The following is a 23883-nucleotide window of genomic DNA, read 5'->3' as shown; positions in this document are numbered from 1 at the left end:
TCTCCGCGCTCAGATCTCCCTATCGTGAGGGCGTGAAGAGAGCCATCCTCTGCCTGACCGCGCGACCTTCGCGCTGGCGGCCTGCGGGCCCGCAGCGCAGACGCCGACCGCCACCCCACCCTCGCCGGCGGTCGCCGCGAGCACGACCCCCGGCACGCCCGCGGCCTCCGCACCGGCCGCGGACACACCGGCGGCCCTGCGCTTCACCGCCACGACGCTCGACGGGGCGCCGTTCACCGGCGCCGACCTGACCGGCAAGCCCGTGGTGTTCTGGTTCTGGGCGCCATGGTGCCCCAAGTGCGTGTCCGAGGGCCCCGCGGTCGCCAAGGCCGCGCAGACATACCGGGACGAGGTGGCCGTCGTCGGCATCGCCGGCCTGGACGACAGCACCCGCGCCATGACCGCGTTCGTCGACCGCACCGGCACCGGGAACCTGCCCCACCTCGATGACCGCAGCGGCGCCCTCTACAAGCACTTCCGGGTCACCACGCAGTCGTCGTTCCTGTTCATGGCCCCCGACGGCACCACGGCGACCGCGACCGGGCCGCTCGACGAAGCCGAGCTGACCTCACTGATCGACCGGCACCTGCGGTAGATGGACAACCTGACCCTGGCGCTCGCCGCGGGACTGCTCGCGGCGTTCAACCCGTGCGGTTTCGCGCTGCTGCCGTCATTCCTCGTACTGATCGTCTCCGGCCCCGGAGGGGTGCCGCGCGCGTTGCGGCTGTCGGCGGCGATGACCGCCGGATTCGTCACGGTCTTCGGTCTGGCGGGTCTGGCCATCGCAGCGGTGACGGCCCCGATCCAGCAGCACCTCCCGTGGGTCACCGTCGTGATCGGCGCCGGTCTCGTGGCGCTCGGCGGCTGGCTGCTGTCCGGCCGCGAACTGCAGGTGCCGATCCCCCGGCTCACCACCGGCGGACCGGCGGGTTCACTGCTGGGCCTCTACGGCTACGGCGCCTCGTACGCGATCGCCTCGCTGTCCTGCACGATCGCCCCGTTCCTGGCCGTCACCGGCCTGGTCTCCGGCAGCGGCGACCTGCTGACCGGGCTGGCCGCGTTCGTCGCCTACGGGATCGGGATGGGCCTGGTCGTCGGCCTGCTGGCGATGCTCGTCGCCATGGCGCAGGAAACCGTGGTACGCCGCACCCGCGCCGTCCTGCCCTACGTCTCCCGCATCAGCGGCGCGTTGCTGCTCCTCGCCGGCGCCTATGTCGTCTACTACGGCTGGTACGAGATCCGCGTCTTCGCCGGCGCCGACGCCAGGGACCCGATCGTGACCGCGGTGGCGGACCTGGCAGGTCAGGCCGGGACCTGGCTGGACACCGTCGGCGCCGGGTGGATCGTCGCCGCCTTCCTGATCACCGCCGGGGCCGCTCTCCTGCTGCGAGCACGCTCGCGGCGCGGCTGAGGCCGGCCACGAGCCTTCGCGCGGCACCGCTTCACCGTCGTGACCAGACGCCCGCTAACCACCGCGATCGCCGCCGTCGCTGCCCTGGTCGCCGCCGTGGCGGCGCCGCAGCCCGCGCCGGCCGCCGCGAACCCCTACCAGCGTGGCCCGGCACCGACCGCCGCGAGCGTGGCAGCCGTGACCGGCCCGTTCGCCACCGCCTCGGTCAGCGTGCCGCGCGGCAACGGCTTCGGCGGCGGCGTCATCCACTACCCGACCGACACCAGCCAGGGCACCTTCGGCGGCATCGCCCTCTCCCCCGGCCTCAACGGCACCTGGGCCGGCATCGCCTGGCTCGGCCCCCGCCTGGCCAGCCAGGGGTTCATCGTCTTCGGCATCGAGACCACCAACCTCAACGACAGCCCCGCCAGCCGCGGCACCCAACTGCTCACGGCGCTGGACTACCTCACCCAGCGCAGCCCGGTCCGCGGCCGGCTCGACGCCGGCCGGCTGGCCGTCGCGGGCCACTCCATGGGCGGTGGCGGCGCGCTCGACGCGGCCCTGCGGCGACCGTCGCTCCAGGCCGCGATCGGCAACGCGCCCTATCTGCCCGCCAACACCCTGGCCGGCAACCGGGTCCCCACCCTGATCTACGCGATGCAGAACGACACCCTGGTCCCGCCGACCCGGCTCACCAGCCTGTACACCACCATCCCGGCCATCACCGAGCGCGCCTACCTCGAGATCACCGGCGCGGGCCACAACTACATCGGCCAGCCCAGCACCACGCTGGCGCGCACCATGATCCCCTGGTTCAAGATCTTCATCGACGACGACACCCGGTTCACGCCGTTCCTCTGCCCGCTCGCCGACTCGACGGGCATCCGGCAATACCGCAACAGCTGTCCGCTGACACCCGCCGCCGGCCCCGCTGTGGCCGGCGCGGCAGCAGGATGACGATCAGTACGCCGGGAGCCGCTCGACGCGGCCGGTGCGGGCGATGCGGGCGAAGGCGTGCGCGCTGGGCTTGGGGATGCGGCTGAAGTCGTCACCGACCGCGATGAGACCGAACTTCGGCCGGTAACCTTCGCTCCACTCGAAGTTGTCGAACGCGGACCAGTGGAGGTAACCGCGCACGTCGACGCCTTCCGCGCGGGCCTGTGCGAGCGCCGCCAGGTGGCTGGTGAGGTAGGCGACGCGTTCGGTGTCGTCCTCGGTGGCGATGCCGTTCTCGGTGACGTAGAGCGGCAGGCCGGTCCGCGCGGCGCGGTGCAGCATCTGGCGCAGGCCGTCGGGGTGCACGGCCCAGCCCATCTGGGTCAGCGGGGTGCCCGGTGGCGGCGGGACGAACAGGGCCGGCGACGCCGGGTCGACCCACTGTTTGCGGTAGTACTGCACGCCCAGCCAGTCACCGGCGTCGGGCCCGGTCGGGTTGTCGAGGTGGCGGTCGACGATCTCGTACCGGATCGCCCGGAAACCGGCGGTCTCCGGCGCGCCGTCGGCGGGTGCGAGCAGCGGTAGCTGCACCGCGAGACCGACGCGGCAATCGCTGCCGCCGCGGACCGCGCGGACCGCGGCGAAGTGGGCGTCGAGCAGCACCTCGCCGGCGCGACGCCACTTCATCGGGTTGGTGACGCCGGGTGGGTGGTAGCCCTCGAGGTAGCCGTGCAGGGCGACCATCTGCGGCTCGTTGATCGTGCAGACGAACGGCATCAGCTCACCCAGCGACGCGGTGACGTGCGCGCAGTACCGGGCGAACACGTCGACCGCGCCGGGGGCGAGCCAGCCGCCCCGGGCCGCGAACCAGCGCGGCAGGGTGAAGTGGTGCAGCGTGACGAACGCGGTCATGCCGGTGTCCCGCAACGCGGTGAGCACGCGCCGGTAGTGCTCGACGGCGGCGCGGCTGAACTCGCCGGGCACCGGCTCCACCCGCGACCACTCGATCGACAGCCGGTGGGTGTTGTGCCCGAGAGACGCCAGCAGCGCGAAGTCGCCGGCGTACCGATGGAAATGGTCGATGCCGTCGCCGGACGACGCTCGCGCCAGCGATGCGGGGTCCTGTTCGAAGTCCCACCAGTCGTTGTTGGTGTTGCCGCCTTCGACCTGGTGGGCCGAGGTGGCCGAGCCCCAGAGGAACCCGTCGGGGAACTGCACTGCCGCCTCCAGGGAGGGGCGCGGCCTCCCGAAGGAGGCCGCGCCCGGTGTCATCGGGTGCTGAAGGTGTAGGTGCCGGACGGCACCCGGTAGACGGCGAAGCCGCCGTCGGTGCCCTGGTACGCCGCGCGCTGCGGGGTGCCGGTGACCCGGCCGCCGAGCGTCGGCACGTGCACGGTGGCGGTGGTGTTCGGCGGGACGGTCACCGTCAGCGTGAGCCGTTTGCCGTCGCGCCGCCACTGCGAGCGGGCGGTGCCCTGCGGAGTGACGTAGTGGCCCTTGACGTACGTCAGGTCACCGACGACCTTGGGCTGGATGACCAGCTCGCGGTAGGCGGTGGCGCCGTCGGCGGCACGGATGCCGGCCAGGCCGGCGTGGAACCACTCCTCGATCTGCGCGAGGATCATGTGGTTCTTGGAGTCGCCGCGGGTCCACCGCTCCCCCATGGTCGTCATGCCGCCCGGGTTCGCGACGGTGGACTCCATGAAATAGCCGTAACTCGGTTGCTCGTCCTCGTGGATCAGCTCCCACAGCACGTCGTCGCGGCCGCCGGCGGACAGCGCCCGCACGATCGGGGCCATGCCGATGGTCCCGCCGCTGAAGTGCGGCCCGTCGCCGTTCGGGTGGAACGCGTAGATCAGCTCCACCAGGGCGTCCAGGACCGCCTGGCGCTCCGAGGCGGGGACCAGACCGGCGTCGAGCGCGAGCGCCTGCGCCGTCTGGGACGCGCCGGTGGCGCCGGCGTTGCCGTCGGCGGTGTAGCGGCGCAGCGTGGTGTTGTAGAACGCGTTGTGGAACGCCGTCTTGATGTCGGCGGCCAGCGCCGTGTACTTGGCGGCGTCCGCCTGATGACCGGTCAGCCGGGCCAGTTCGGCCAGCTCGGTGATCATCACGTAATAGCCCCAGGTGCCGGTGATGCGGCCGGAGACCGGCTCGGCGGAGACCCAGTCGGCCAGCGCCGCGTCGACGATGTTGCCGACCGCCTTCTGCCGCGCGATGTAGTCGGCGAACCGCACCATCGGCTCGTAGTAGCGGGCCGCCGTCTCGACGTCGCCGTAGAGCTGCCGCAGGAACCCGGGGACCAGGATGATCGCGTTACCCCAGTTGATCTCGTCGCCGAAGCGGCCGGTGTAGCCCCAGTCGTAGACCGGGGTCTTCAGGGCGACGTTGCCGGCCATCGGGGTGTCCGCGATCGACTGCCCCTCGACCAGGTGCCGTTCGTGCGTGCGCAGGTAGGCGGCCAGGTCGAAGTTGCGGTGGATCGAGCCCATCGGCATCGTGTAGTCGGCCGGGTAGGACAGCTTCTCCCGGCCCGGGCAGTCGGTGAAGACGCTCATCATGTTCCCGGCGAACGAGTACCAGGCCATCTTGTGCAGCCGGTTGACCCGCGCGTTCGAGGTGGTCACGGCGCCGGCGAGCGGGGTGTCGGCCTGCACCCGCAGCCCGGTGACCGTCTCCTTGGTCGGCACGTAGCCGTCGGGCAGGCCGGTGACCTGCACCCACTGCATGCCGAAGTAGTTGAAGTCCGGCCGCCAGGTCTCCGAGCGCAGCCCGGCGGTGGTGTAGGTGTTGAACAGGTCGACACCCCGGCTGCCGCCTCCGCCCCGCAGCGACGCCTGGTCCACGGTGCCGTCCGCCGCCAGGGACTCGGCCGGTGAGACGCGGATCGTGGTGCCGGCCGGCAGGCCCGTCACCCGCAGTTCGGGCAGGCCGACGATGTTCTGACCGAAGTCGAACACCCAGGTGCCCGGCACCGGGTTGGTGATCGTCACCGGTTCGTACCGGTCGGCGATGGTGATCGGCGGTGCGGTCCGCGCAACGAGCTTGGTGGCCAGGTTCGGCGGCGGCGCGATGCCGGCGGCGATCCACCCGGTGGGGGTGCCGTCGCGCCGCTTCGCGGCGGCCGACAGGTCCGCTCCGGGCCGGTCCCAGCCGGGCTGCTCGCGGCGCGCGTCGAAGTCCGAGCCGGAGTACCAGGCGTCGGTGATCAGCGGGCCGAGCGCGGCGCGCCACTCACGGTCGCTGACGATCACGGTTTCCCGGCCGTCGGCGTACGAGATCTCGAGGCGCGCGATGAAGCGGGGGGTGACGGCTGCCCCGGCGCTGGGGTCGCTGGCGGCGATGTTGTTGCCGGAGCCGGTGACCGTGACACCGGCCGGGTGCGGCTTCGACAGCCCCGGGGTGAAGGTGATGGTGTCGGCGCCGATCGCGGTGATGACCCGGGACTCCAGGTTGTCGCCGCCGGCGCCGGTGTCGACGTTGATCGTGCCGCCGACGTGGTATCCGGTGACGGCGCTCAGCGTGACCGTCGTGGCGCCGGCCTCGGCGTCAGCGGTGAGCGTGCCGCTGCCCTTGAGCTGGCTCTGCCACCACGAGTACGGCGCGGTCCGCCCCACGGCCGGGTTGGTGACGCTGCGCCGTACGTAGGCGGGCCCGTTGCCCAGGCGTACCCCGACGGTGTTGGCGCCCCGGCGCAGCTCACCGGTGATGTCGTAGACCCGGTACTCGCTGGAGAGCTGATAGTTGGAGTATCCGGGCGCGAGCACCTCGTCGGTCAGGCCACGCCCGTTGAGGGTGGCCAGGTGCATGCCGACCCCGGAGAGGTAGAGGCGCGCCCGGGTGACACGGCGGCGCGGGTCGACGCTGAACTGCCGGGCGAAGATCGGCATCGGCTGGGTCTCGGCGCGGCCCGGGTACTCGATCCACCGGGCGGCGCCCCAGTCAGCCTGCTCGAGCAGGCCCATCTCCCAGGCCGACGGTGCGCTCCAGCCGGTGGCGTGCCGGTTCGCGTCCCAGGCGCGGACCTGCCAGCTCACCCGTTGCCGGGAGGTGAGCGGCTTGCCGCCGTAGCGGACGCCGGACTGGACCGCGGAGTCGACCTTGCCGGAGTCCCAGAGCAGCCGGCCCCGCGCGGCGTCGTGGACGCGGATCTGGTAGGCGGTCTGCCGGTCCGCGGCGGTCGCTCGCGTCTCGGCGAACCGCCAGCTCAGCACCGGGTTCGGCGCGTCGAGGCCGAGCGGCCGATCGGGTCGGCCGTCGACCCGCAGCCCGACGACGCGAAGGCCAGGGCCGGTGGCTTCGGCAGGGCTGCCGGTCAGCAAGGTCGCGGAAGGGATGGCAAGGGACAGTCCGAGAGCTGTGCGTCGTTTCACGATCCCGCCTTGTAGTCGGTGTCCATGTCCTTGAGCACCTCGTCAGCCGTGGCCTGCTTGCTGAAGACCTCCTGCAGGCCGCTGAGCATGGTCTGCTGGACCTTCGCGTTGGGCCAGAGCTGGTCCATGAAGGGAACAGTGCGGTTGTCCTTGACGTACGTGGTCAACTCGGTCAGGCCCGGGTCGACGGTGGTGCCGGCGTCCGGCAGGGTCGGCAGGCTGCCCTGCGCCTCGGTGAAGAGCTTCATGCCCGCCGGGGACATCACGTAGTTGACGAACTTGAGGGCGAGTTCCCGGTTCTTGGCCTTGGCGTTGACGCCGTACCCGGCTCCGGCGGCCGCCGGCATGATGAACTCGGCCGGGTTGTCGGTGGCCGGCAGCGCCTTCATCGTGAACGTGCCGTCCGGGTTCTTCTGCTTGAGCAGCCCGACGATCCAGTTGCCCTGGATGATGCCGAGCGTCTTGCCGGTGGCGGCCAGGGTCTGGCTGGCCTCGTAACTGGTGCCGAGCGGGTCCTTCTGGAAGCAGCCGGCCGCGTCCATCTCCTGGTACTTGGCCATCGCGGTGGTCCACGGCGACCCGGCGAAGGTGGCCTGGCCGGCGGCCATCTTGGTGTCGAAGTCCTGGTCCTTGCTGTAGACGGTGGTGGCCGTCAGGGCGTACAGGGCGATCTGCGTGACCCAGTTGTCCTGGATGCCGAGCGCGAACGCCGGGGTGCCCTTGCCGGCGGCAGCCTTGCAGAAGGCGAGCAGCTCGGTCCACGTACCCGGCGCGGTGAGGCCGGCCTTGCTCATCGCCGCGTCGTTGTAGACGGCGCCGATGCCGTTGAGGCCGAACACCGCGTTGTAGGTCTTGCCCTCGTACTGGGCGACCTTCTGGAACGCCTCCGGCAGCCTGCCGGCCCACTCCTGGTCGGACAGGTCGAGCAGGTAGCCGGGCTTGGCGATCACATAGGTGGCGCCGGGGTTGCCGTTGCCCGGCCACACCGTCATCACGTCGGGGGCCGTGCCCGACGACAGCTGGGTCCGGATCTGCTGCTGGTACTGGTCGGCGCCGCTGGTGGTCAGGTTGACGGTGATGCCGGGGTTGGCGGCCTTGAACGCCTCGACGACCTTCTCGATCGAGCCCTGGTCGACCGAGGCGATGGTGAGGGTCTTGTCGTCACCGTCGCCGCCGGAGCCGGAGCCCGAGTTGGTGCCGCTGGAGCAGGCGGCCAGCAGGGTGGCGGCGGTCATGGCGGCGGCGACGGCCGTCAGGTGGCGTGTGCGCATGGTTTCTCCCACGGTGGAGATCGATCAGACGGGGGTGGAGGCGGTGAAGGTGTAGCGGCCGGACGTCAGCCGCAGGGTGAGCCCGGCGGTGGAGGTCCCGGCCCGGAGGACCCCGGGTGTCTCGGCGGCGGGCACGTCGTTCTCGCGCACGCTGCCGGGGTCGGCGGTCGGAATGTGCAGTGCGGCGGCGCAGCCCGGCGGCACCGTGGCGGTCACGGTGATCCGGTCGTCCTCGATCGCCCAGCCGCAGGCGACCAGGCCCCGGGCGGTCTCCTGCTCGGCGCGTGCCCAGGTCAGGCGCCCGCCCGGGGTGGGGCGCAGCAGCAGCTCGGAGTGGGCGACCGAGGAGGCCGTCTGGTCGATGCCCGCGACCCGGCCGTAGAGCCAGTCGCCCACGCTGCCGAGGCTGTAGTGGTTGAACGAGTTCATCGCGGCCGACTGGAAGCCGCCGTGATCGGTCCAGCCGTCCCAGCGCTCCCAGATCGTGGTGGCGCCGTGCCGGATCGAATATCCCCAGGACGGGAACTCGTCCTGGTGCAGCAGCGCGTAGGCCAGATCGGCGCGGCCGTGCTCGGCGAGCACCGGGCACAGCAGCGGCACCCCGACGAACCCGGTGGTCAGCCGGTTGCCGCGGTTCTCGATGTCGGCGGCCAGGTGGCCGACGGCCGGCTCGACGAGGTGCTCCGGGAGAAGATCGAAACCCAGGGCCAAGAGGTACGAGGTCTGCGTCGCGCCCTTGACACTGCCGTCGTCACCGACGAACGCGTCGACGAAGGCCCGCTTGATCGCGGCGTGCAGCGCCGCCCACTCGCCGGACGGCCGGCCCAGCACCTCGGCGGCCGCCGCGACGATCTCCGTGCTGCGCGCGAAGTACGCAGTGGCGAGCACGTCGCGTGGCGTCTCGGCGTCGACCTGCAGCCAGTCGCCGTAGGAGTTGCCGGTGCGGTGCTGCCAGATCAGGTCCGGGTTGTGCCGCCGGATGTGCTGCACCCACGCGGTCATCGCGCCGAAGCAGCGTTCCAGCGTCCGCCGGTCGCCGTAGGTGCGCCACAGCAGCCACGGGATGATGACGCCGCCGTCACCCCAGGCCGGGGCGCCCTCCCGCTCGAACGCGATGATCGGGGCGACGTCGCGGAAGGCGCCGTCGGCGTTCTGGCCCTCGACGACGTCGCGCATCCACCGGGCGAAGAACGCGGCGACGTCGGCGTTGCGGGTGGCGGTCGGCGCGAACACCTGGGCGTCGGCGAGCCAGCCGAGCCGTTCGTCGCGTTGCGGGCAGTCGGTGGGCACCGCGACGAAGTTGCCGCGCTGCCCCCAGCCGATGTTGGCGTGCAGCTGGTTGACCACCGGGTCCGAGCATTCGAAGCTGCCGGTCCACGGGGTGTCGCTGTGCAGGACCCGGGCGGTCACGTCGCCGGGGGTGAGCTCGCCGGGATAGCCGGTGATCTCGGCGTACCGGAAGCCGTGGAAGGTGAACTGCGGCTCGAAGACCTCGGTATCGGCGCCGGCGCTGACGTAGGTGTCGGTGGCGGCGGCCCGGCGCAGGTTGTCGGTGTAGAGCTCGCCGTCGGTCAGCACCTCGGCGTGGCGCAGCACGATCCGCTGCCCGGCCGCGGCGTCGCGGACGCGCAGGCGCACCCGCCCGACGAGGTTCTGCCCGAAGTCGACGACGAACCGGTGCGGTCCGCGCCGGTCCACGGTGACGGCCGGCAGCTCGGCGACCACCCGGATCGGCTCGTCCGGTTCGGCGACCAGCGGGCCGGGCTCGGTGTCGAGCACCGCGACCGGCCGCGGGGGCGAGGCGGTGCGGCGGGCGTCGACGTACTGGCCCATCATCAGGTCCGCGGAGCGGATCGGGCCGTCGCTCTCGGTCCAGTCACCGCCGGTGGCGACGACGCGCCGCGAGCCGTCGGCGAAGTCCAGCACCAGCTGGGCGAGGAAGGCGGGCGCGTCGCCGTAGTGGCGGGCCGGGCGGCGCGGATCGAAGCCGACGTAGCCGCTCCACCAGCCGTCGGCGACGAGCGCCTCGATGGTGTTGTCGCCGGCGCGCACCCGGTCGGTGACGTCGTAGGTCTGGTACTGCAGCCGGTGGTGGTACTCGGTCCAGCCCGGCGCGAGTTCCCGGTCGCCGACGCGGTCGCCGTTGAGACGCGGCTCGTAGACGCCGCGGGCGGTGGCGTAGAGCCGGGCCCGGACCGGGCGCCGCGGCAGCGCGAAGGTGTGCCGCAGCCGCAGCGGCGCCTCCTGCGGCCCGGGTGCGACCAGGTCCTCGTCGGTCGGCGGGTCGACCAGGGGCAGGGCCACCGGGTCCTGGCCGATCCACACCGCTGTCCAGTCGTCGCGGTGCAGCAGGCCGGTCTCGAACCAGCTCTGTGCCCGGCTCTTCTCGCCGGTCTCGTCCCACACCTCGACCCGCCAGTGGTAGCGGGTGGCCGAGCGCAGGGCCGGTCCGTCCCAGGCGATCAGCAGCGTCTCGCCGCTGTCGCGGCGGCCGCTGTCCCACACCAGCCGGCCGGGATCGTCCAGGTCGCCGGCGCGTTCGGCGGCGACGATGCGGTACGCGCTCTGCGCCGCCCCGCGCCGCTCGGAGCGCAGTTTCCACGACAGCCGGGGCCGGGTCTCGCCGAGCCCGAGGGGTTCGGTGCGCTGCTCGGTCTGCAAGCGGTAGGGGTTCATCCCTTGAGCCCTCCGGCGAATCCGTTGATGATGCTGCGCTGCAGGGCCAGGTAGACGGCGAGGACCGGCACGATGCTGATCAGCAGGGCGGCGAAGATGAGGTTCCAGTCGCTGACGAACTGGCCGACGAATCCGGCGACCGCGACCGGCATGGTCTGCTGGTCGCTGCCGGACAGGTAGAGCAGCGGGGTGAAGAAGTCGTTCCAGACGCTGACCGTGTTGAGCACCAGCGCGGTGACCGTGATGGGCTTGAGCATCGGCAGGATGACGTAGCGGAAGGCGGTCAGCGGGCCGCAGCCGTCGATGGTGGCGGCCTCCTCGAAGTCCCGGGGCAGCGCGCGCAGGAAGCCGACGTAGAGGAACGTGGTGAACGGCACCTGCAGGCCGGAGTAGAACAGCACCAGCGACCAGACCGAGCCGAGCAGTCCCAGGTCGCGGATGGTCTGGTAGAGCGGCAGGGCGGCCAGCTGGAACGGCAGGATCAGCCCGAGCATGATCAGCAGGAAGGCGCCGCGGGACCAGTGCGCGGTGGAGCGGGCCAGCGGGTACGCGGCCAGCGAGGACACGGTGAGCACGATCAGCACGCTGACCGCGGTGACCACGACGCTGTTGATCAGGGCGCCGCCGAGGCCGCCCTCCTGCCATGCCTGGGCGAAGTTGGCCAGGGTGGGTGAGGTGGTGGGACTGATCGGCGACGAGGTGTCCGACGGCGCCCGGACCGCCAGGTTGACCAGCACGTAGACCGGGAACGCGAACACCACGGCGATCGCGATCATGACGACTTCCAGGGCCAGGGTGCGGCCGGTGTAGCGGTTCATGACGCCGCCTTCTCGTTGCGGGACAGGACGGCGTACTGGCCGGCGGAGGCGACCGCGACGATGGCGGTCAGCACGACGGCGAGGGCGATGCTGTAGCCGAACTCGCCGAGGGTGAACGCGTCCTTGTAGATCAGGGTGGAGATGGTGTCGGTGGCGTGGCCGGGGCCGCCGCCGGTCAGCGCGTACACCTGGTCGAAGAGTTTGATCCCGCCGATGATCGACAGCATCAGGTTGATCGTGATGGCCGGCGCGAGCAGCGGCCGGACGATCGACCAGAAGCGCCGGACCGGGCCGCTGCCGTCGATGGCGGCGGCCTCGTAGATCTCCCTGGGCACCGATTGCAGCCCGGCCAGGAAGATCACCATCGAGTAGCCGGCGAACTGCCAGACCACGACCAGGACGATCATCCAGAGGGCGAGGTCGGGGTCGCCGAGCCAGTTCTGTCGCCAGGAGTCCAGCCCGACGGCGCTGAGCAGGCTGTTGACCGCGCCGTCCGGGCCGAGCAGGTTGCGCCACAGGTAGGCGGTGACGATCGGGGTGACCACGGCGGGGGCGAACAGCAGCGCACGCAGGAAGTTCCGGCTCTTGATCATCGTGTTGACGCCGAGGGCCAGCAGCAGGCCGATGCCGTTCTGGATGATCGTGATCGCGACCGCGATCAGCAGCGTGTGCCAGATGGCCTGCAGCGCGTCCGGGTCGTCGGCGATGGCGGTGAAGTTGTCCAGGCCGATGAAGGCGAAGGCCGGGTCGAGGCCGTCCCAGTCGGTGAAGGCGTAGTAGACGCCCCGGGCGCTGGGGACCAGCACGACGAAGGCGAACAGCAGCAGCGCGGGGAGCATGAACCACCAGGGCGGCGCGGCGGGCCGCCGGCGGCGGGACCGGACCGCGACCGTGGTGCGGCCGGATAGTCGATCGTGAAGTTCGGTTGTCACGGGGAACCCACCTTGCTGAATCGTTTCATAACCAGGTGGACGGCTGCCGCTTCGACGCCGTGTCGAGGCAGCCACCACGGCGCCGGAGTGATGTGGGTAACGTTTTCCAAATGTTTCGCCGACCTTACGAGCGGGTGCCGAACAGCGTCAAGGGGTCCACCGCCACGAATCTCCGCGCTTCCTCGACAGCGACCGGCCCGGCGGCGGCCGCTTCCGCGACGCCATGTTGATCTCTATGGTGGGTAACGTTTCACTAGCCAGGGAGAGCGCATGCCCCAACACCCGGCAACCGCCCGAAGGGTGACGATCGTGGACGTGGCCCGGCACGCGGGCGTGTCGACGACCGCGGTGTCGAAGGTGCTGCGCAACGCCTACGGCACCAGCCCGCAGATGCGCAGCCGGGTCCGCGCCGCCGTCGACCAGCTCGGCTATCGGCCCTCGGCCGCCGCCCGCGCGCTGCGCGGGCGCACCCACACGCTCGGCGTGATGCTGCCCGACGTCCGGAACCCGTTCTTCGCCGACATCCTCGACGGCGTCGCCGAGCACCTCGACGGCACCGAGTACCAGCTGTTCATGACATCCGGCTGCGACGACGCGGCGAGCGAGGCCCGGGTCACCGAGGCGATGATCGACCGCAGCATGGACGGCCTCATCCTGATCGCGCCCGTCTCCTCCCCCGCCCGTCTCGATCACGTCGCGCAGGCCGTGCCGACCGTGGTGATCGGCCGCCACAGCCGGTCGTCGCGCTACGACACCGTCAACGACGACGACTTCGCCGGCGCCGCACTGGTCGTCGACCACCTCGTCGCACTGGGGCACCGCCGTATCGCCCACATCGAGCACCGGGAGACCGATCCGGTCCGGCTGGCCGAGATGCCCAACGCGCTGCGCGCCGACGGCTACCGGCACGCCATGCGCCGGCACGGCCTCGCCGGCCACATCGACGTCGCCGCCACCACCTATACCCGCGACGGCGGCTACCACGGCGCTCAGCTCCTGCTCGCCCGTCGTACCCCGCCCACCGCGATCTTCGCGGGCGCCGACGTCGCCGCTCTGGGCGTGCTCGACGCCCTCACCGAAGCCGGGCTGTCCGTGCCCGGCGACATCTCCGTGGCCGGATACGACAACATCACCCTGGCCGGCTTCCGGACGATCTCGCTGACGACCGTGGACCAGGACGGGCACCACGTCGGCGTCACCGCCGCCCGGCTGCTGCTCGACCGCATCGCCGCTCCCGGCCGCCCGGCCACGCAGGTCAGGTCGGCCCCCACCCCGGTCCTACGGGGCACGACCGCGCCGCCGCGCTGATCAGTACTCTTTGCTGAACCCCGCCGTAGAGGAGACCAGGTGCACAAGCCCGCGCCCCGACGCGTGACCATCGTCGACGTCGCGCGTCACGCCCAGGTGTCCACCACGGCCGTCTCCAAGGTCCTTCGCAACGCGTACGGCGCCAGCCCGGCCATGCGCGCCAAGGTGCAGCAGGCGATCGCCGAACTCGGCTACCGTCCGTCCGCCGCCGCCCGGGGGCTGCGCGGGCAGACGTACACCATCGGCGTGATGCTGCCGGAGCTGCGCAACCTGTTCTTCGCCGACATCCTCGACGGCATCACCGCCCAGCTCGGCGACAGCGACTACCAGGTCCTGCTGGCGCCCGGCTGCAACGGCGAGAAGGCCGAGGCCAGGGTCATCGAGGCGATGATCGACCGGAGCATGGACGGCCTGGTCCTGATCGCCCCGGTGTCGGCCAAGAGCCGGCTCAACGAGATCGCCCGCGCCGTGCCCACCGTGGTCGTCGGCCGGCACGGCTCCTCCCCCGCCTACGACAGCGTCACCGACGACGACATCCTCGGCGCCGCGCTGGTCGTCGAGCACCTGGCCGAGCTCGGCCACCGCCGCATCGCGCACATCGAACACCACGAGACCGACCGGGTCCGGCTCGCCGAGATGCCCAACGCGCAACGCGCCTACGGCTACCGGGAGGCGATGATCGCCCACGGGCTGGAGTCCGAGATCGACATCGCGTCGACCACCTACACCCAGGCCGGCGGATATCTGGGCGCCAAGCAGCTGCTCGAACGCCCGGTGCGGCCCACCGCGATCTTCGCCGGCGCCGACGTCGTCGCCCTCGGCGCGATGGAGGCGATCGCCGAGGCCGGCCTGTCCGTGCCCGGCGACATCTCGGTCGCCGGATACGACAACAGCGCCCTCGCCGCGTTCGGGCCGATCTCGCTCACCAGCGTCGACCAGGACGGCCGCCAGATGGGCGCCAACGCCGCCCGGCTGCTCGTCGAGCGCATCGGCCAGCGCGACCGCCGCACCGCCCAGGTGAAGCTGTCCCCCACCCTCGTCGTTCGGCGCACCACCGCGGCCATCGAAACAGCCGGCTGACCTCGGCGACCCGGCCGCCCTCCGCGGCTACCGGTCGCGGGTGTCGCCGCTCGGATCGGCGACAGCCGCGAGCAGATCGCGCAACTGACGGCGGTCCGCCTCCGGCACGTTGAACAGCGCGGCGGCCCGGAGGTGCGCCGCGCTGCCCAGCAGATCGCGGCGGCGCTGCCCCTCCTCGGTCAGGACGAGATGCTTGACCCGCCGGTCGGCCGGGTCGGTGCGGCGGGTGACCAGGCCACGGCGCTCCAGCCCGTCGACGATCCCGGTCACGTTGGAGGCGTCGCAGGCGAGCACATCGGCGAGGTCGCGCATCGGGGCCGGGCCGCGCAGGTTGACCAGGGCGAGGGCCTGGGCGGGCGGCAGGTCCAGCTCGGCCGCGATCGCGTTGAAGCCCTGCCGGAGCCGGCCCGCGACCTGGAAGACCAGATCGGCCAGCTCGGTGACCACCTGGTCCTGCGCACTCATGGCGCCAATGATACGGGTTCTCGATAGTTGAGTTTCCCAAGTATCTGCTACGCTGCCGGAAAGGTTGACTTCCTCAACTATTGACTTCCTCAAGGAGGTGCTCCATGACGATGTCCACCGATGTGGCGCCGAGCCGGCCGACGGCACGGTTCGCCAGAGCCGGGAGCCGCATGCTCGTGGTCGCCGGCGCGGTGCTCGCGACCGTCCTGGTCTGGGTGATCGGCGAGCCACTGCTCGGCCACGACCTGGTGGTGGTCTCCCCCGGGCAACCCGCCATGGACCTGGGGGCGGCCGAGATCACCTTCGTGGCGCTGGCCTCCAGCCTGCTCGGCTGGGCGGCCCTCGCCGTCCTGGAGCGGATCACCGCCCGCGCCCTCGCCATCTGGACGATCGCGGCACTGGTGGTCCTGGCGGTGTCGTTCGTGCCCTTCGCCGGTGTGCAGACGTCCGGCGGCAGCAAGGTGGTGCTGGCCCTCACGCACGTCGCGGTCGCGGCCGTGCTGATCCCGGGCCTTCGGCGCACGAGCCCCCGCCGCACGCCGAGCCCGTCGGCCGGCTGACGGCGCCCCCAGCTACGAGCGAGGTGGCGGCCGGCAGGTCGTAACGATGCCGAACTCGCCGGCCCCGCCGCCGTTCGACCGCAACGCAGCGCCGGCCTCCAGCTCGGTGGACGACGTCGTACACCAGCTTCGTGATGCCGTTGGCATACGTCTGCGACTCGACGACCGTCAGCATCTGCTTCGCCCTGTCGGTGTCGCTGAACATTCGCTTGCCGGCGCCGAGCAGCACCGGGAAGACCAGCAGGTGGTAGCGGTCGATCAGGCTGGCGTCGGACAGGGTACGGGCCAGCGTGGCGCTGCCGTGGACGACGATCGGGCCGCCGTCGGTCTCCTTGAGCCTCGCAACGTAGTCCAGTGAGCGCAGGATGGTGATCTCGCCCCAGTTATCGACGAGGTCGCCCTCGTCGAGGGTGGTCGAGACGACGTACTTCGGCAGGTCCTTGACCGAGGCGAAGTCCTCCATGTCCGGCCACAGCGGCGAGAACGCCTGGTAGCTGGTCCGGCCGAACATCAACGCGGCGGCCTCCTCGGCCTCCCGGCCCTTGATCTCGTACGCCTCCGGCCGGAACTCCAGGTCCTTGAAGACCCAACCGCCGCTGCGGTGATTCTCCGACGGGGCGCCGCCCCCGGGCGAGTCGACGACACCGTCGAGCGAGACGAAGGCGGTGTAGATCAGCGTACGCATGGGCCTGGTCCTTTCGGTGATCCGTGGTGGATGTCCTCAGTCTGGTGTGGCCTCCCGCCGCCACCCACGATTAGGCTCAGCCCCGCCACCTGCACGGACCCTGGATCGACCGGTTCGGCGCCCGCGCGGCCCGACTCCGCGAGCGCGACCTCGACCTGCTGCGGGCCCTGGTCCGTCCCGAGGGCTACATCCCCGACTTCCTGATGCTGCCGCCAGGCCGCCGGACCGCCACCTTCGCCGGCTCCCTCACGGAGCTCACCCGCACCGATCCGGAAACGGTGGCCCGGGAACTCGCCCACCTGGCAACCCACCGGCTCGCCCAGCGGGGACCCGGCCGGGAGCAGCGGCGAGCCCTGCTCCAGGCACTGGTCGACCGGCCGGACGCCGGGCTCGGGCCGGTCACCGAGGCCCTCGACGCCTACCACCGGGTCGCGATCGCGCCCGACTGGCCGCGGATCGACGCGCTGCTCAACGACGACATCGCCCACCGGCTCGAAACCCTCGCCGACGGCGGCGCCGACCGGATGATGAACGACCTGCACCCGTCGGTCACCTTCGCCGACCAGACCCTGCGGATCGTCAAGTACTACGAGGGCCACGCCGATTGCGGCGGGCGCGGGCTGATGCTCGTACCCTGTGCCTTCGCCTGGCCGGACGTGCTGGTGCGAACCGCGCAGCCGGAGCCGGCCAGCGTCTCCTACTCCCCGCGCGGGCTGGGCCGGCTCTGGGAGGGGACACCGGCGAGCACCGGCGGGTCGGCGCTCGCCGGTGTCCTCGGGTCCACCCGGGCCGCGCTGATGGCCCAGCTCGACCTGCCGATGTCCACGAGCCAGGCCGCCACCCAGATGGCGCTGTCCGCGCCGACGCTCAGCGTGCACCTGCAGGCCCTGCGCGCCGCCGGACTGCTCACCTCCCGCCGGGCGGGCCGGCAGGTGCTCTACTCACGGACCGATCTGGGCGACCGGCTGCTCACCGCGGCCGCCTCCGGACCGTGACGGCCGCTGATCAGGGGTTCTCACGGTGCGCCGCCGGCGCCGGTCAGAACCGTGCGCAGCAGGCCGGCCAGGTACGCCTCCTCGAGCACGCCGACGCCGAGCCGGTTGTTGGTCATGTGCAGGTAGGAGTGCAGGAGCCGCTCCGGCAGCGCGCCGGCGGGCGCGCCCGGTGGGGGTTCCAGCTCGCCGGCGGCGGTCAGCGCGGCAACCTGCTGCCGCAGCAGCCGGCAGTGCGTCAGCCATCCGCCCGGCGCCGGCTGATCCGGTCCGGCGGCCCGCAGCGTCGCCCGGATCTGCTCGGCCCGGCGGCGCAGCGGACCGGCGTGGGTCAGCGAGGCGGCCCCGGACATCCGGCTCAGGTCGGCGCCGGCGGGCCCGTAGGCGTTCGCCCAGAAGTCCCGGTACCCGTCCAGGAAGGCGGCGGCCCGGGCGTCGTCGCCGAGGAACGTGAGACACAGAATGAGCCCGAGCTGCGCGGACAGCCCGAGGCGGGCGCGGCGCTGCGGGCTGCGGTCGGCGAGCAGCCGCAGGACGAGGTCGCTGGACACCTCGAAATGCCACTCGGCCAGCTCGATCCCGGCCGGCCCGCCGTAGCGCTCATACTCCGGGGCGTACTCCTCGCGCCGCACGGTGTTGTTGTGCCGCACCGGCATGTGACCGTCCCGGCCGTACCGCCGGTCCCAGGACGCCTGGCCGTACTCGGCGAGGAACATCGAACGGTAGGTGTCCTGCCGCGGCAGGACCGGATCAGCGGACGGGTGCCGGGCCAGGTAGGCCGCGATCCGCGTCTCCACCTCGGCCGCCAGGTCGTCGGCGGCCACGCCGGCCGCGGGCCGCAGGCGCAGCCGTACGTGCGGCCCCTCCAGCCAGTAGCGGATGAAGAAGTACCGCTCGATCAGCCGGCGCTCGCGCAGGGACCGGATCAGTGGTGCGACACCGTCGACCAGGAGCCGGTCCTCGTCCGCGGCGTAGAAGGCGTGCAGGCTCAGCCAGTCCGTGCGTTCAGCGGAGGTGGTGGACGAAATCGGCGCCGCCATCCCGCTCACCTCCGATCAGCAGGCAGAGCACCGAGCGTTCGTCGGTGCCGGGAAAACCGAGCACGTCGTCGACGGCCGGGTGGTCCAGGTTCAGCACGGCGCCGCAGCCGACGCCGATCGCGGCCGCGGCCAGACAGCCGGCTTGCGCGACGGTGCCGACCTCGGCGTTGAGCAGCCGATACCCGCGCGGGCCGTAGGCGCGCAGCATGGCGTCCGGCCGCCCGGAGATGACCAGCACCGCCGCGGTCGCGCCCAGGTCGTAGTTGGTCAGGTCGGCGCCGACGGCGGCGAGCACGCCGGCCCAGTCCCGGCCGGGGCCGGCCGGGTGCAGCGTCGCGGTCGACGGCTCGTACCGGTAGCCGCCGGCGGGCAGGCCCGCGACGTGATTGGCCAGCACCGACAGGCGGGTCCATCCGGTACGCGCGCGATCGGGCACCGTGTCGCCGCGGTACCCACCGGCTCTGGTGGTCAGCCGCAGCAGCGCGCCGAGCTGATCCGTCCCGAGGGCCGTCCCGGCGAACTGCCCGAAGCTGGAGCGCCGCCGGGGCAGGAGCTCACCGACCGGCTCGGCGGGCCACGGGCCGGCCGGCTCGGACAGGGCGATTCCCGCGCCCACGGCCGCGGTGACCGTCGCCGGTGGTTCCCCGGCCGGGTCGGGTGCTGGCAGGGCGCCGAGCATCGTGGCGCGGTGCACCTGGGCGGCCCAGGCGAACCGCAGCACTGTCCGGGAGCGTTCATCGGCCGGGGGCCGGGTGACCGGCGGCGGGTCGCCGGGCGCGAAGGACGGCGGCGTGGGCCGCCACGGCAGGGGCACGACCGCCAGGACGCCCTCGTCGGCCGGGTCGGCGCCCAGCACGTTTTCGATCATCCTGTCGTCGAACCACAGCAGCCGGCGTACCGGCAGATCGAGCGCGGCGCCCAGCTGGTCGAGAGTGCCCAGCAGCGCGCCGGCGTCAAGGGTGCCGAGGTGGTAGCCGAGGCTGGCGTACTTGAACGCGTTGCGCCAGAACCGGTGCGAGATCAGCAGGAAGTGGCTGGTGGCGGCGCTGCCGGGATCCCGGAGGGCCGCGCGGATCCGGTCGGTGGGATCGGCCGCCGACAGCCGTTCCAGGCCGTGGTGCGCGGGGGCGTAGTGGTAGACGCCGGGCGGGACCGGGCCGTCCTTGCCGGCCGCCCAGTAGATCTCCAGCGGGTAGAGGCCACCGCCGCTGATCGCGCCGCGGCGCCAGTCGGCGGTCGGGTACTCGTCGAGTGCGCCCGAACGGATCGAGTCGATGCGCAGCCGCCGCGAGAGCAGACCGTAGGACAGGCGCAGGAGCCAGCTCAGCACCGGCAGCGTGCAGCGCCCCTGTTCGGCGCCGGGGCCGGCGCCGAACGGCCGCTGCCCGCCCGGCGCGTGCTCCGGCAGCGGCAGGAACGGGGCTTGCGGGTACGGCGTGTACGTGGCGGGCCGGTCCGTCCAGTCGGGGCGGAAGCCGGGGGGCTCCGGCCGGCTGCGGACCAGGCGGTGCATGGCGGCCGCGTACCCGGCGACCAGGGCGTGCGGACCGTCGGCCGGTGCCGGGGGCAGGTCGGCGACCAGCCGGATCGTCGTGACCGCCGGGGCGGCGAGCGCGGGCGCCGGGTCCGCCGCTGCCCCGGCGCGGCACACCGGGCACCCGTCGGCCGCAGGGATCCGCAGCGTCCGCAGGGTACGCAGCTGTTGCGCCACGGCGGGCCGTTCCGGATCCGCCGGCAGGATCCCGGTGAGCAGCCGGAACGCGTCGTAGGCGAGCGCGCCGCCGAGCATCCGGGCCACGGTGGCGGTCAGCGCCCCGGCCGCGTCCGCGGGCCGTGCCGGATCGAGGCCGAGCCGCGCCACCGCGCACCACCAGCAGCCGGCCGGGCCCGGGCGGGTCACCGGCCCGAGGACCGCCCAGCCGTCGACCACGGCCGCGGTCAGCAGCGGCGGCCCACCCGAACGGGCCGCACGGACCAGCGCGGTGATCTCCGCGGGATCGGCCCGGCCGGCGCAGTACAGCACCGCGTCAGGGCCGGGCCGCCGGGCCCCGCCGGGCGGGGACGCCTCCGGGTGGCCGGCGCCGTTGGCTGCCAGGACCGCCCGCGCGGCCTGCCCGATCGGCCCGTCGCCGCTCACCAGGATCCGGGCCCGGCGCCATGCCGGGAACGCCGGAGCGCCGCCGAGATGAGCCAGGTACTCCTGCTGGGACCGGAAATCCGGGCCGGCCGGCGGGCCCGTGTCGATGACCGCGCCGCCGGCGATCAGCGCGTGGATCAGGGCGGCGACCGCCGCCCGTTGCCCGTCGCGGACCCCGGCGCAGATGTCGCCCAGCGAATGCTCGCCGGTGAGGTACGGCCGCAGCCGGCTCAGCAGCCGGTACGCGTCCGGCCCGGCCAGCCGAAGGGTGTCACCGCCGGTACGGACCAGCACCGCGCCGGGCAGCCGGTGCAGCACCGTGTCGCGCCGCATCCGCGGCCGGATCGAGGCGTCCCCGGGTGGCATCACGCCTCCCGTCGCGAGGGTCAGGGGAAGGGGTGCGGGTGCAACGGCAGGTCGGCGTACGCGCGGACCGGCCCGCGACCGAGCCGGTGCGGCACCTCCAGCAGGCGCGGCAGGCCGAGCGTGCGGTGATGCACGTGGCCGAAGGTCATCGGCAGCGTGCCCGGCACGATCACCTTGGCGGCGTGCAGGCCGAGCCGGTGCCGCAGCCCCGGATCGGTCTGGTCGACCACGATCGTCTCCAGGCCGAGCGCGCCGAGCCGGTTCACCAGCGCGGTCAGCAGGGTGGTGAGGTCGGTGACGGGTGGCGGCCGCCCCGGCCACAGGCGGCGCCAGGCGGCCGGGGCGGAACCCTCGAGCAGGAACGCGTACCGGGGCCGGGCCTCCGCCATGGTGTACAGCCGGACGTGGTCCTCCAGGTCGCGGACCTCGGTGGGATCGGCCAGCATGCGCAGCGCGCGGGCGCGGTCGAGGACCGTCTCCTCGTGCCGCTGCACCGCACCGGCGAACAGGCCGACCGCCGCCTCGACCGCCGCGGAGCGGACCGCGATCCGCGGGTCCGGGTGCGCGGCCGCGGCGAAGTAGGCGCTCGGCGCCGCCGGGTCCGGCTCGCGCCGCAGCGCGAGCGAGAGCACCACCGGTACGCCCAGGTCGTTGGTGGCGTCGAACAGCAGCAGGTCGTAGCCGGCCTGGCCGAGGTGGTCGCGCAGGTGCCCGGTGAGGGTGTCGCCGCCGGGGATCGCGACCCGGCGCAGCGGGGTCTCGGCGTACCAGGCCATCAGGAAGGCGTCGCGTTCGACGACCTCGAACAGCCCGTAGAGGACGGCCTCCTCGACGCTGTTGCCCAGGCCGCAGCCGTTCGAGCACTCGTAGAGGAAGTGCGGCGCGTCCGCGGTGGCCTCGACGCCGTAGTAGGCGACGTGCTCCGGCACCGCCACCGCCCGCTGCCGGGTGAGCGACCACCCGTGCACCCAGCGGGTCCGCAGGTCCGGCCGGTACGGGGTGAGCCGGGACGCCGGATGCCCGGCGTACCGCGGATCCTGCAGCCCCAGGGTGGCCGGATCCACCGCCCGGTCCGCGCCGAGCTCGGCGAACGACGCCCGCAGGACGGTGCGGCGCCGGTGCGGCCGCATCCCGAGTTGCCGCTCGACGGCCTCGAACAGCGCCGTACGCCGGGCCTCCTGCACGGTCTCGCCCCGGCCGTAGCCGTGATCGAGGATTCCGCCGGCCCCGATGAGCGCGGACGCCAGCGGCAGCGGCAGCCCGTCGGCGTGCCGCAGCCGGACGACCGGGCCGAGCGCTCCGTCGAGCAGCGCCGCGGCGAGCCGGTCCCCCGCGGTGGCCGGGTTGTCCTGCCGCCACTGCCCCGGTCCCGGCACCGGCCGCGGAGCCGGGGTGATCCTGGCCTGGGCGGGTCCGTCCGTGCCCATCCGCCCGCAGTCCGGGCAGTCCGGGACGGTGACGTAGCGATTCGCCGCGACGGTGCCACCGGCCGCGTCGATGCTCCACACGGTCCGCGCGGCCGTCTGCGGGTCGTCCACCGCCGCCGCGGCCAGAGCTGCCACCACCGGCCGGAACGCCGGCGGGAGCGGCCCGCCGAACGTCGTGGCGGCCGGGTCGCCGGGCAGGGCCAGCTGCCGCAGCCGGGCCCGTTCGGCGCAGTTCGCGCAGCCCGCCCCGGCACCGCCGATCAGCGGGCCGACCAGGAGAAGTGCGCCGTCCTGGCGTACCGGCAGGATCTCGCGCCGTTCGGTGATCGCCCGGCGGCCGAGTTCGGCGAGCGAGTCCGCGGTCCAGTCGGCGAGCGCGACCACCTCGACGCGGCCGGTCCGCTCCCCTGCCGCGATCATGGCGTTTCCTGGACGGCGAAGCCGGCGGTGGACAACGCCGTCCGAAGGTCCCCGGCTGGGGTTCGGGCCGGTCGCGGCCACTGTGCGGGCGGGACGATGCGGCGCAGTGCGTCCTGCAGGACGGCCTCCCCTGCTGATCCCGGTGCTGCGCCGGCCTGCGTGTCCGGGTCGTCGCCGGCACCGGCCGGCTGAGCTTGACGGACGGCGACGGCCCGCTGCGCGGCCACCGCCATCGCGGTTCCCGCGGTGCTCTCCACCGCCCAGCCCAGCTCGCGTCCGTACGCCTCGATCCGGGCCACGAAGACGCCGCCGGCTACCCGGGCCACGACGCCGCCGGCCGCCATCCCGTAGCCGGCAGAGAGCGCCGACCACCAACGCCGGGCGGCCGGGTCGTCACGCCAGCCAGGGTCGCCGCCGCCGGCGAACGCCGACCACCAGCGCCGGGCGGCCGGGTCGTCACGCCAGCCAGGCTCGCCGGCGGTGACCGCGGCGCGGCCGGCCACCCGGTACGCGACCCGCCGCAGCAGCATCCCGGCGGCGTGCTGGTCGCTGAGGCCGACGGCCAGCCGTCCCGCGCCGTGCGGATCGAGCGCCCGCCCCGCGCAGCGCAGCACCGCGTCGACCCGGGCCGCGCCGGTCGTGGCGCCGGTGCCCACCGAGATCCGGCCGTCGCGGTCGCAGACCGCCAGGGCGGCCGGGATCTGCGGCAGATCCTCGTACCGTGCCGCGGGCAGGACACCGAGGTCGCCGTCGCACAGCGCGCTGATCCGCCGCAGCGTCTGCTCGGCGCCGTTGTCGCCCGCCGGGATGCCGGCGTGCGGCGGTCCGTCCAGCAGCCACGGCTGGAATCCGGCCGCGAGCGGTGCGGCCCGCACGACCAGGACCGTCGGCCATCCGTCGGCCGGCGCGCCCGGATCGGGCAGGCCCGCCACCGCACGGATCAGGCGCTCGGCCGCCATGCTGCCCAGCACTGCCGCGAACGGTCCGGCGGCCGGTGTCGCCGGCGCCGC

At 73.1% G+C, this 23883-nt stretch carries 18 protein-coding genes and 1 pseudogene; 7 read left to right on the top strand and 12 right to left on the bottom strand.

What is annotated here, in order from left to right:
* Nucleotides 1-49: 49 nt before the first annotated feature.
* The 3 genes from AB0F81_RS27920 to AB0F81_RS27910 are packed head-to-tail and all read left to right on the top strand — an operon-like array spanning nucleotide 50 to nucleotide 2347.
* Nucleotides 50-595 carry a redoxin domain-containing protein gene (locus tag AB0F81_RS27920; RefSeq protein ID WP_360201923.1) on the top strand — a complete coding sequence of 182 codons (546 nt, stop codon included), beginning with the start codon at nucleotides 50-52 and terminating at the stop codon, nucleotides 593-595.
* On the top strand, nucleotides 596-1411 hold the full coding sequence (locus AB0F81_RS27915) for a cytochrome c biogenesis CcdA family protein (RefSeq protein ID WP_360201890.1): 816 nt from the start codon (nucleotides 596-598) through the stop codon (nucleotides 1409-1411).
* Between the two features lie 39 nt (nucleotides 1412-1450).
* The gene (locus AB0F81_RS27910) at nucleotides 1451-2347 is read left to right on the top strand and encodes an alpha/beta hydrolase (RefSeq protein WP_360201888.1); all 897 of its coding nucleotides are present in this window, start codon (nucleotides 1451-1453) and stop codon (nucleotides 2345-2347) included.
* Nucleotides 2348-2350: 3 nt separating this feature from the next.
* Here AB0F81_RS27910 and AB0F81_RS27905 read toward each other — a convergent pair whose 3' ends face one another.
* Genes AB0F81_RS27905 through AB0F81_RS27880 form a run of 6 tightly spaced genes read right to left on the bottom strand, consistent with a single transcriptional unit; the run spans nucleotide 2351 to nucleotide 12393 of the window.
* A complete protein-coding gene (locus tag AB0F81_RS27905; RefSeq protein WP_360201886.1) occupies nucleotides 2351-3544 on the bottom strand; it encodes a glycoside hydrolase family 1 protein in 1194 nt (397 codons plus the stop codon).
* Between the two features lie 50 nt (nucleotides 3545-3594).
* A complete protein-coding gene (locus AB0F81_RS27900) occupies nucleotides 3595-6696 on the bottom strand; it encodes a family 78 glycoside hydrolase catalytic domain (protein WP_360201884.1) in 3102 nt (1033 codons plus the stop codon).
* The gene (locus AB0F81_RS27895) at nucleotides 6693-7967 is read right to left on the bottom strand and encodes an extracellular solute-binding protein (RefSeq protein WP_360201882.1); all 1275 of its coding nucleotides are present in this window, start codon (nucleotides 7965-7967) and stop codon (nucleotides 6693-6695) included. Before AB0F81_RS27895 ends, AB0F81_RS27900 begins: the two co-directional genes overlap by 4 nt.
* Nucleotides 7968-7991: 24 nt before the next feature.
* Nucleotides 7992-10643 (bottom strand): family 78 glycoside hydrolase catalytic domain, encoded by a 2652-nt coding sequence (locus tag AB0F81_RS27890; protein WP_360201880.1) that lies wholly within the window; start codon nucleotides 10641-10643, stop codon nucleotides 7992-7994.
* Nucleotides 10640-11461 (bottom strand): carbohydrate ABC transporter permease, encoded by an 822-nt coding sequence (locus AB0F81_RS27885; RefSeq protein WP_360201878.1) that lies wholly within the window; start codon nucleotides 11459-11461, stop codon nucleotides 10640-10642. Before AB0F81_RS27885 ends, AB0F81_RS27890 begins: the two co-directional genes overlap by 4 nt.
* Complete coding sequence (locus tag AB0F81_RS27880; RefSeq protein WP_360201876.1) at nucleotides 11458-12393, bottom strand: sugar ABC transporter permease; 936 nt, start codon at nucleotides 12391-12393, stop codon at nucleotides 11458-11460. The genes AB0F81_RS27885 and AB0F81_RS27880 overlap by 4 nt, the downstream gene beginning before the upstream one ends.
* Before the next feature lie 270 nt (nucleotides 12394-12663).
* Here AB0F81_RS27880 and AB0F81_RS27875 point away from each other — a divergent pair, with 270 nt between their 5' ends.
* On the top strand, nucleotides 12664-13701 hold the full coding sequence (locus AB0F81_RS27875) for a LacI family DNA-binding transcriptional regulator (protein WP_360201874.1): 1038 nt from the start codon (nucleotides 12664-12666) through the stop codon (nucleotides 13699-13701).
* 39 nt (nucleotides 13702-13740) lie between these two features.
* Nucleotides 13741-14781, top strand: coding sequence for a LacI family DNA-binding transcriptional regulator (locus AB0F81_RS27870; RefSeq protein ID WP_360201872.1), 1041 nt, complete (start codon nucleotides 13741-13743; stop codon nucleotides 14779-14781).
* A gap of 27 nt (nucleotides 14782-14808) precedes the next feature.
* On the opposite strand, the gene AB0F81_RS27865 is transcribed toward AB0F81_RS27870, so the two are convergent.
* Complete coding sequence (locus tag AB0F81_RS27865; RefSeq protein ID WP_360201870.1) at nucleotides 14809-15246, bottom strand: MarR family transcriptional regulator; 438 nt, start codon at nucleotides 15244-15246, stop codon at nucleotides 14809-14811.
* Between the two features lie 104 nt (nucleotides 15247-15350).
* On the opposite strand from AB0F81_RS27865, the gene AB0F81_RS27860 reads away from it, so the two are divergent.
* Nucleotides 15351-15806 carry a DUF6069 family protein gene (locus AB0F81_RS27860; RefSeq protein ID WP_360201868.1) on the top strand — a complete coding sequence of 152 codons (456 nt, stop codon included), beginning with the start codon at nucleotides 15351-15353 and terminating at the stop codon, nucleotides 15804-15806.
* Between the two features lie 112 nt (nucleotides 15807-15918).
* Here AB0F81_RS27860 and AB0F81_RS27855 read toward each other — a convergent pair.
* Nucleotides 15919-16491: pseudogene (locus AB0F81_RS27855) on the bottom strand (dihydrofolate reductase family protein); the annotation flags it as partial.
* 203 nt (nucleotides 16492-16694) lie between these two features.
* Between AB0F81_RS27855 and AB0F81_RS27850 the strand changes: the two are divergent.
* Nucleotides 16695-17486, top strand: coding sequence for a DUF5937 family protein (locus tag AB0F81_RS27850; protein ID WP_360201866.1), 792 nt, complete (start codon nucleotides 16695-16697; stop codon nucleotides 17484-17486).
* A 20-nt stretch (nucleotides 17487-17506) separates the two neighbouring features.
* Here the strand turns inward: AB0F81_RS27850 and AB0F81_RS27845 are convergent, their stop codons facing one another.
* The 4 genes from AB0F81_RS27845 to AB0F81_RS27830 form a co-directional block, all read right to left on the bottom strand.
* Nucleotides 17507-18523, bottom strand: a complete 1017-nt coding sequence (locus AB0F81_RS27845) for a thiopeptide-type bacteriocin biosynthesis protein (RefSeq protein ID WP_360201864.1) — start codon at nucleotides 18521-18523, stop codon at nucleotides 17507-17509.
* Nucleotides 18489-21026 (bottom strand): SagB family peptide dehydrogenase, encoded by a 2538-nt coding sequence (locus AB0F81_RS27840; protein ID WP_360201862.1) that lies wholly within the window; start codon nucleotides 21024-21026, stop codon nucleotides 18489-18491. Before AB0F81_RS27840 ends, AB0F81_RS27845 begins: the two co-directional genes overlap by 35 nt.
* A 20-nt stretch (nucleotides 21027-21046) precedes the next feature.
* The gene (locus AB0F81_RS27835; protein ID WP_360201860.1) at nucleotides 21047-22873 is read right to left on the bottom strand and encodes a TOMM precursor leader peptide-binding protein; all 1827 of its coding nucleotides are present in this window, start codon (nucleotides 22871-22873) and stop codon (nucleotides 21047-21049) included.
* Nucleotides 22870-23883: hypothetical protein (locus AB0F81_RS27830; RefSeq protein WP_360201858.1), on the bottom strand; the 1014-nt coding region annotated here is incomplete at its 5' end. The genes AB0F81_RS27830 and AB0F81_RS27835, both read right to left, overlap by 4 nt.

The organism is Actinoplanes sp. NPDC024001, assembly GCF_040638955.1.
Lineage (GTDB): Bacteria > Actinomycetota > Actinomycetes > Mycobacteriales > Micromonosporaceae > Actinoplanes.
The sequence above is the reverse complement of the archived record's forward strand: the minus strand, read 5'-3'. Positions and strand labels throughout refer to the sequence as shown.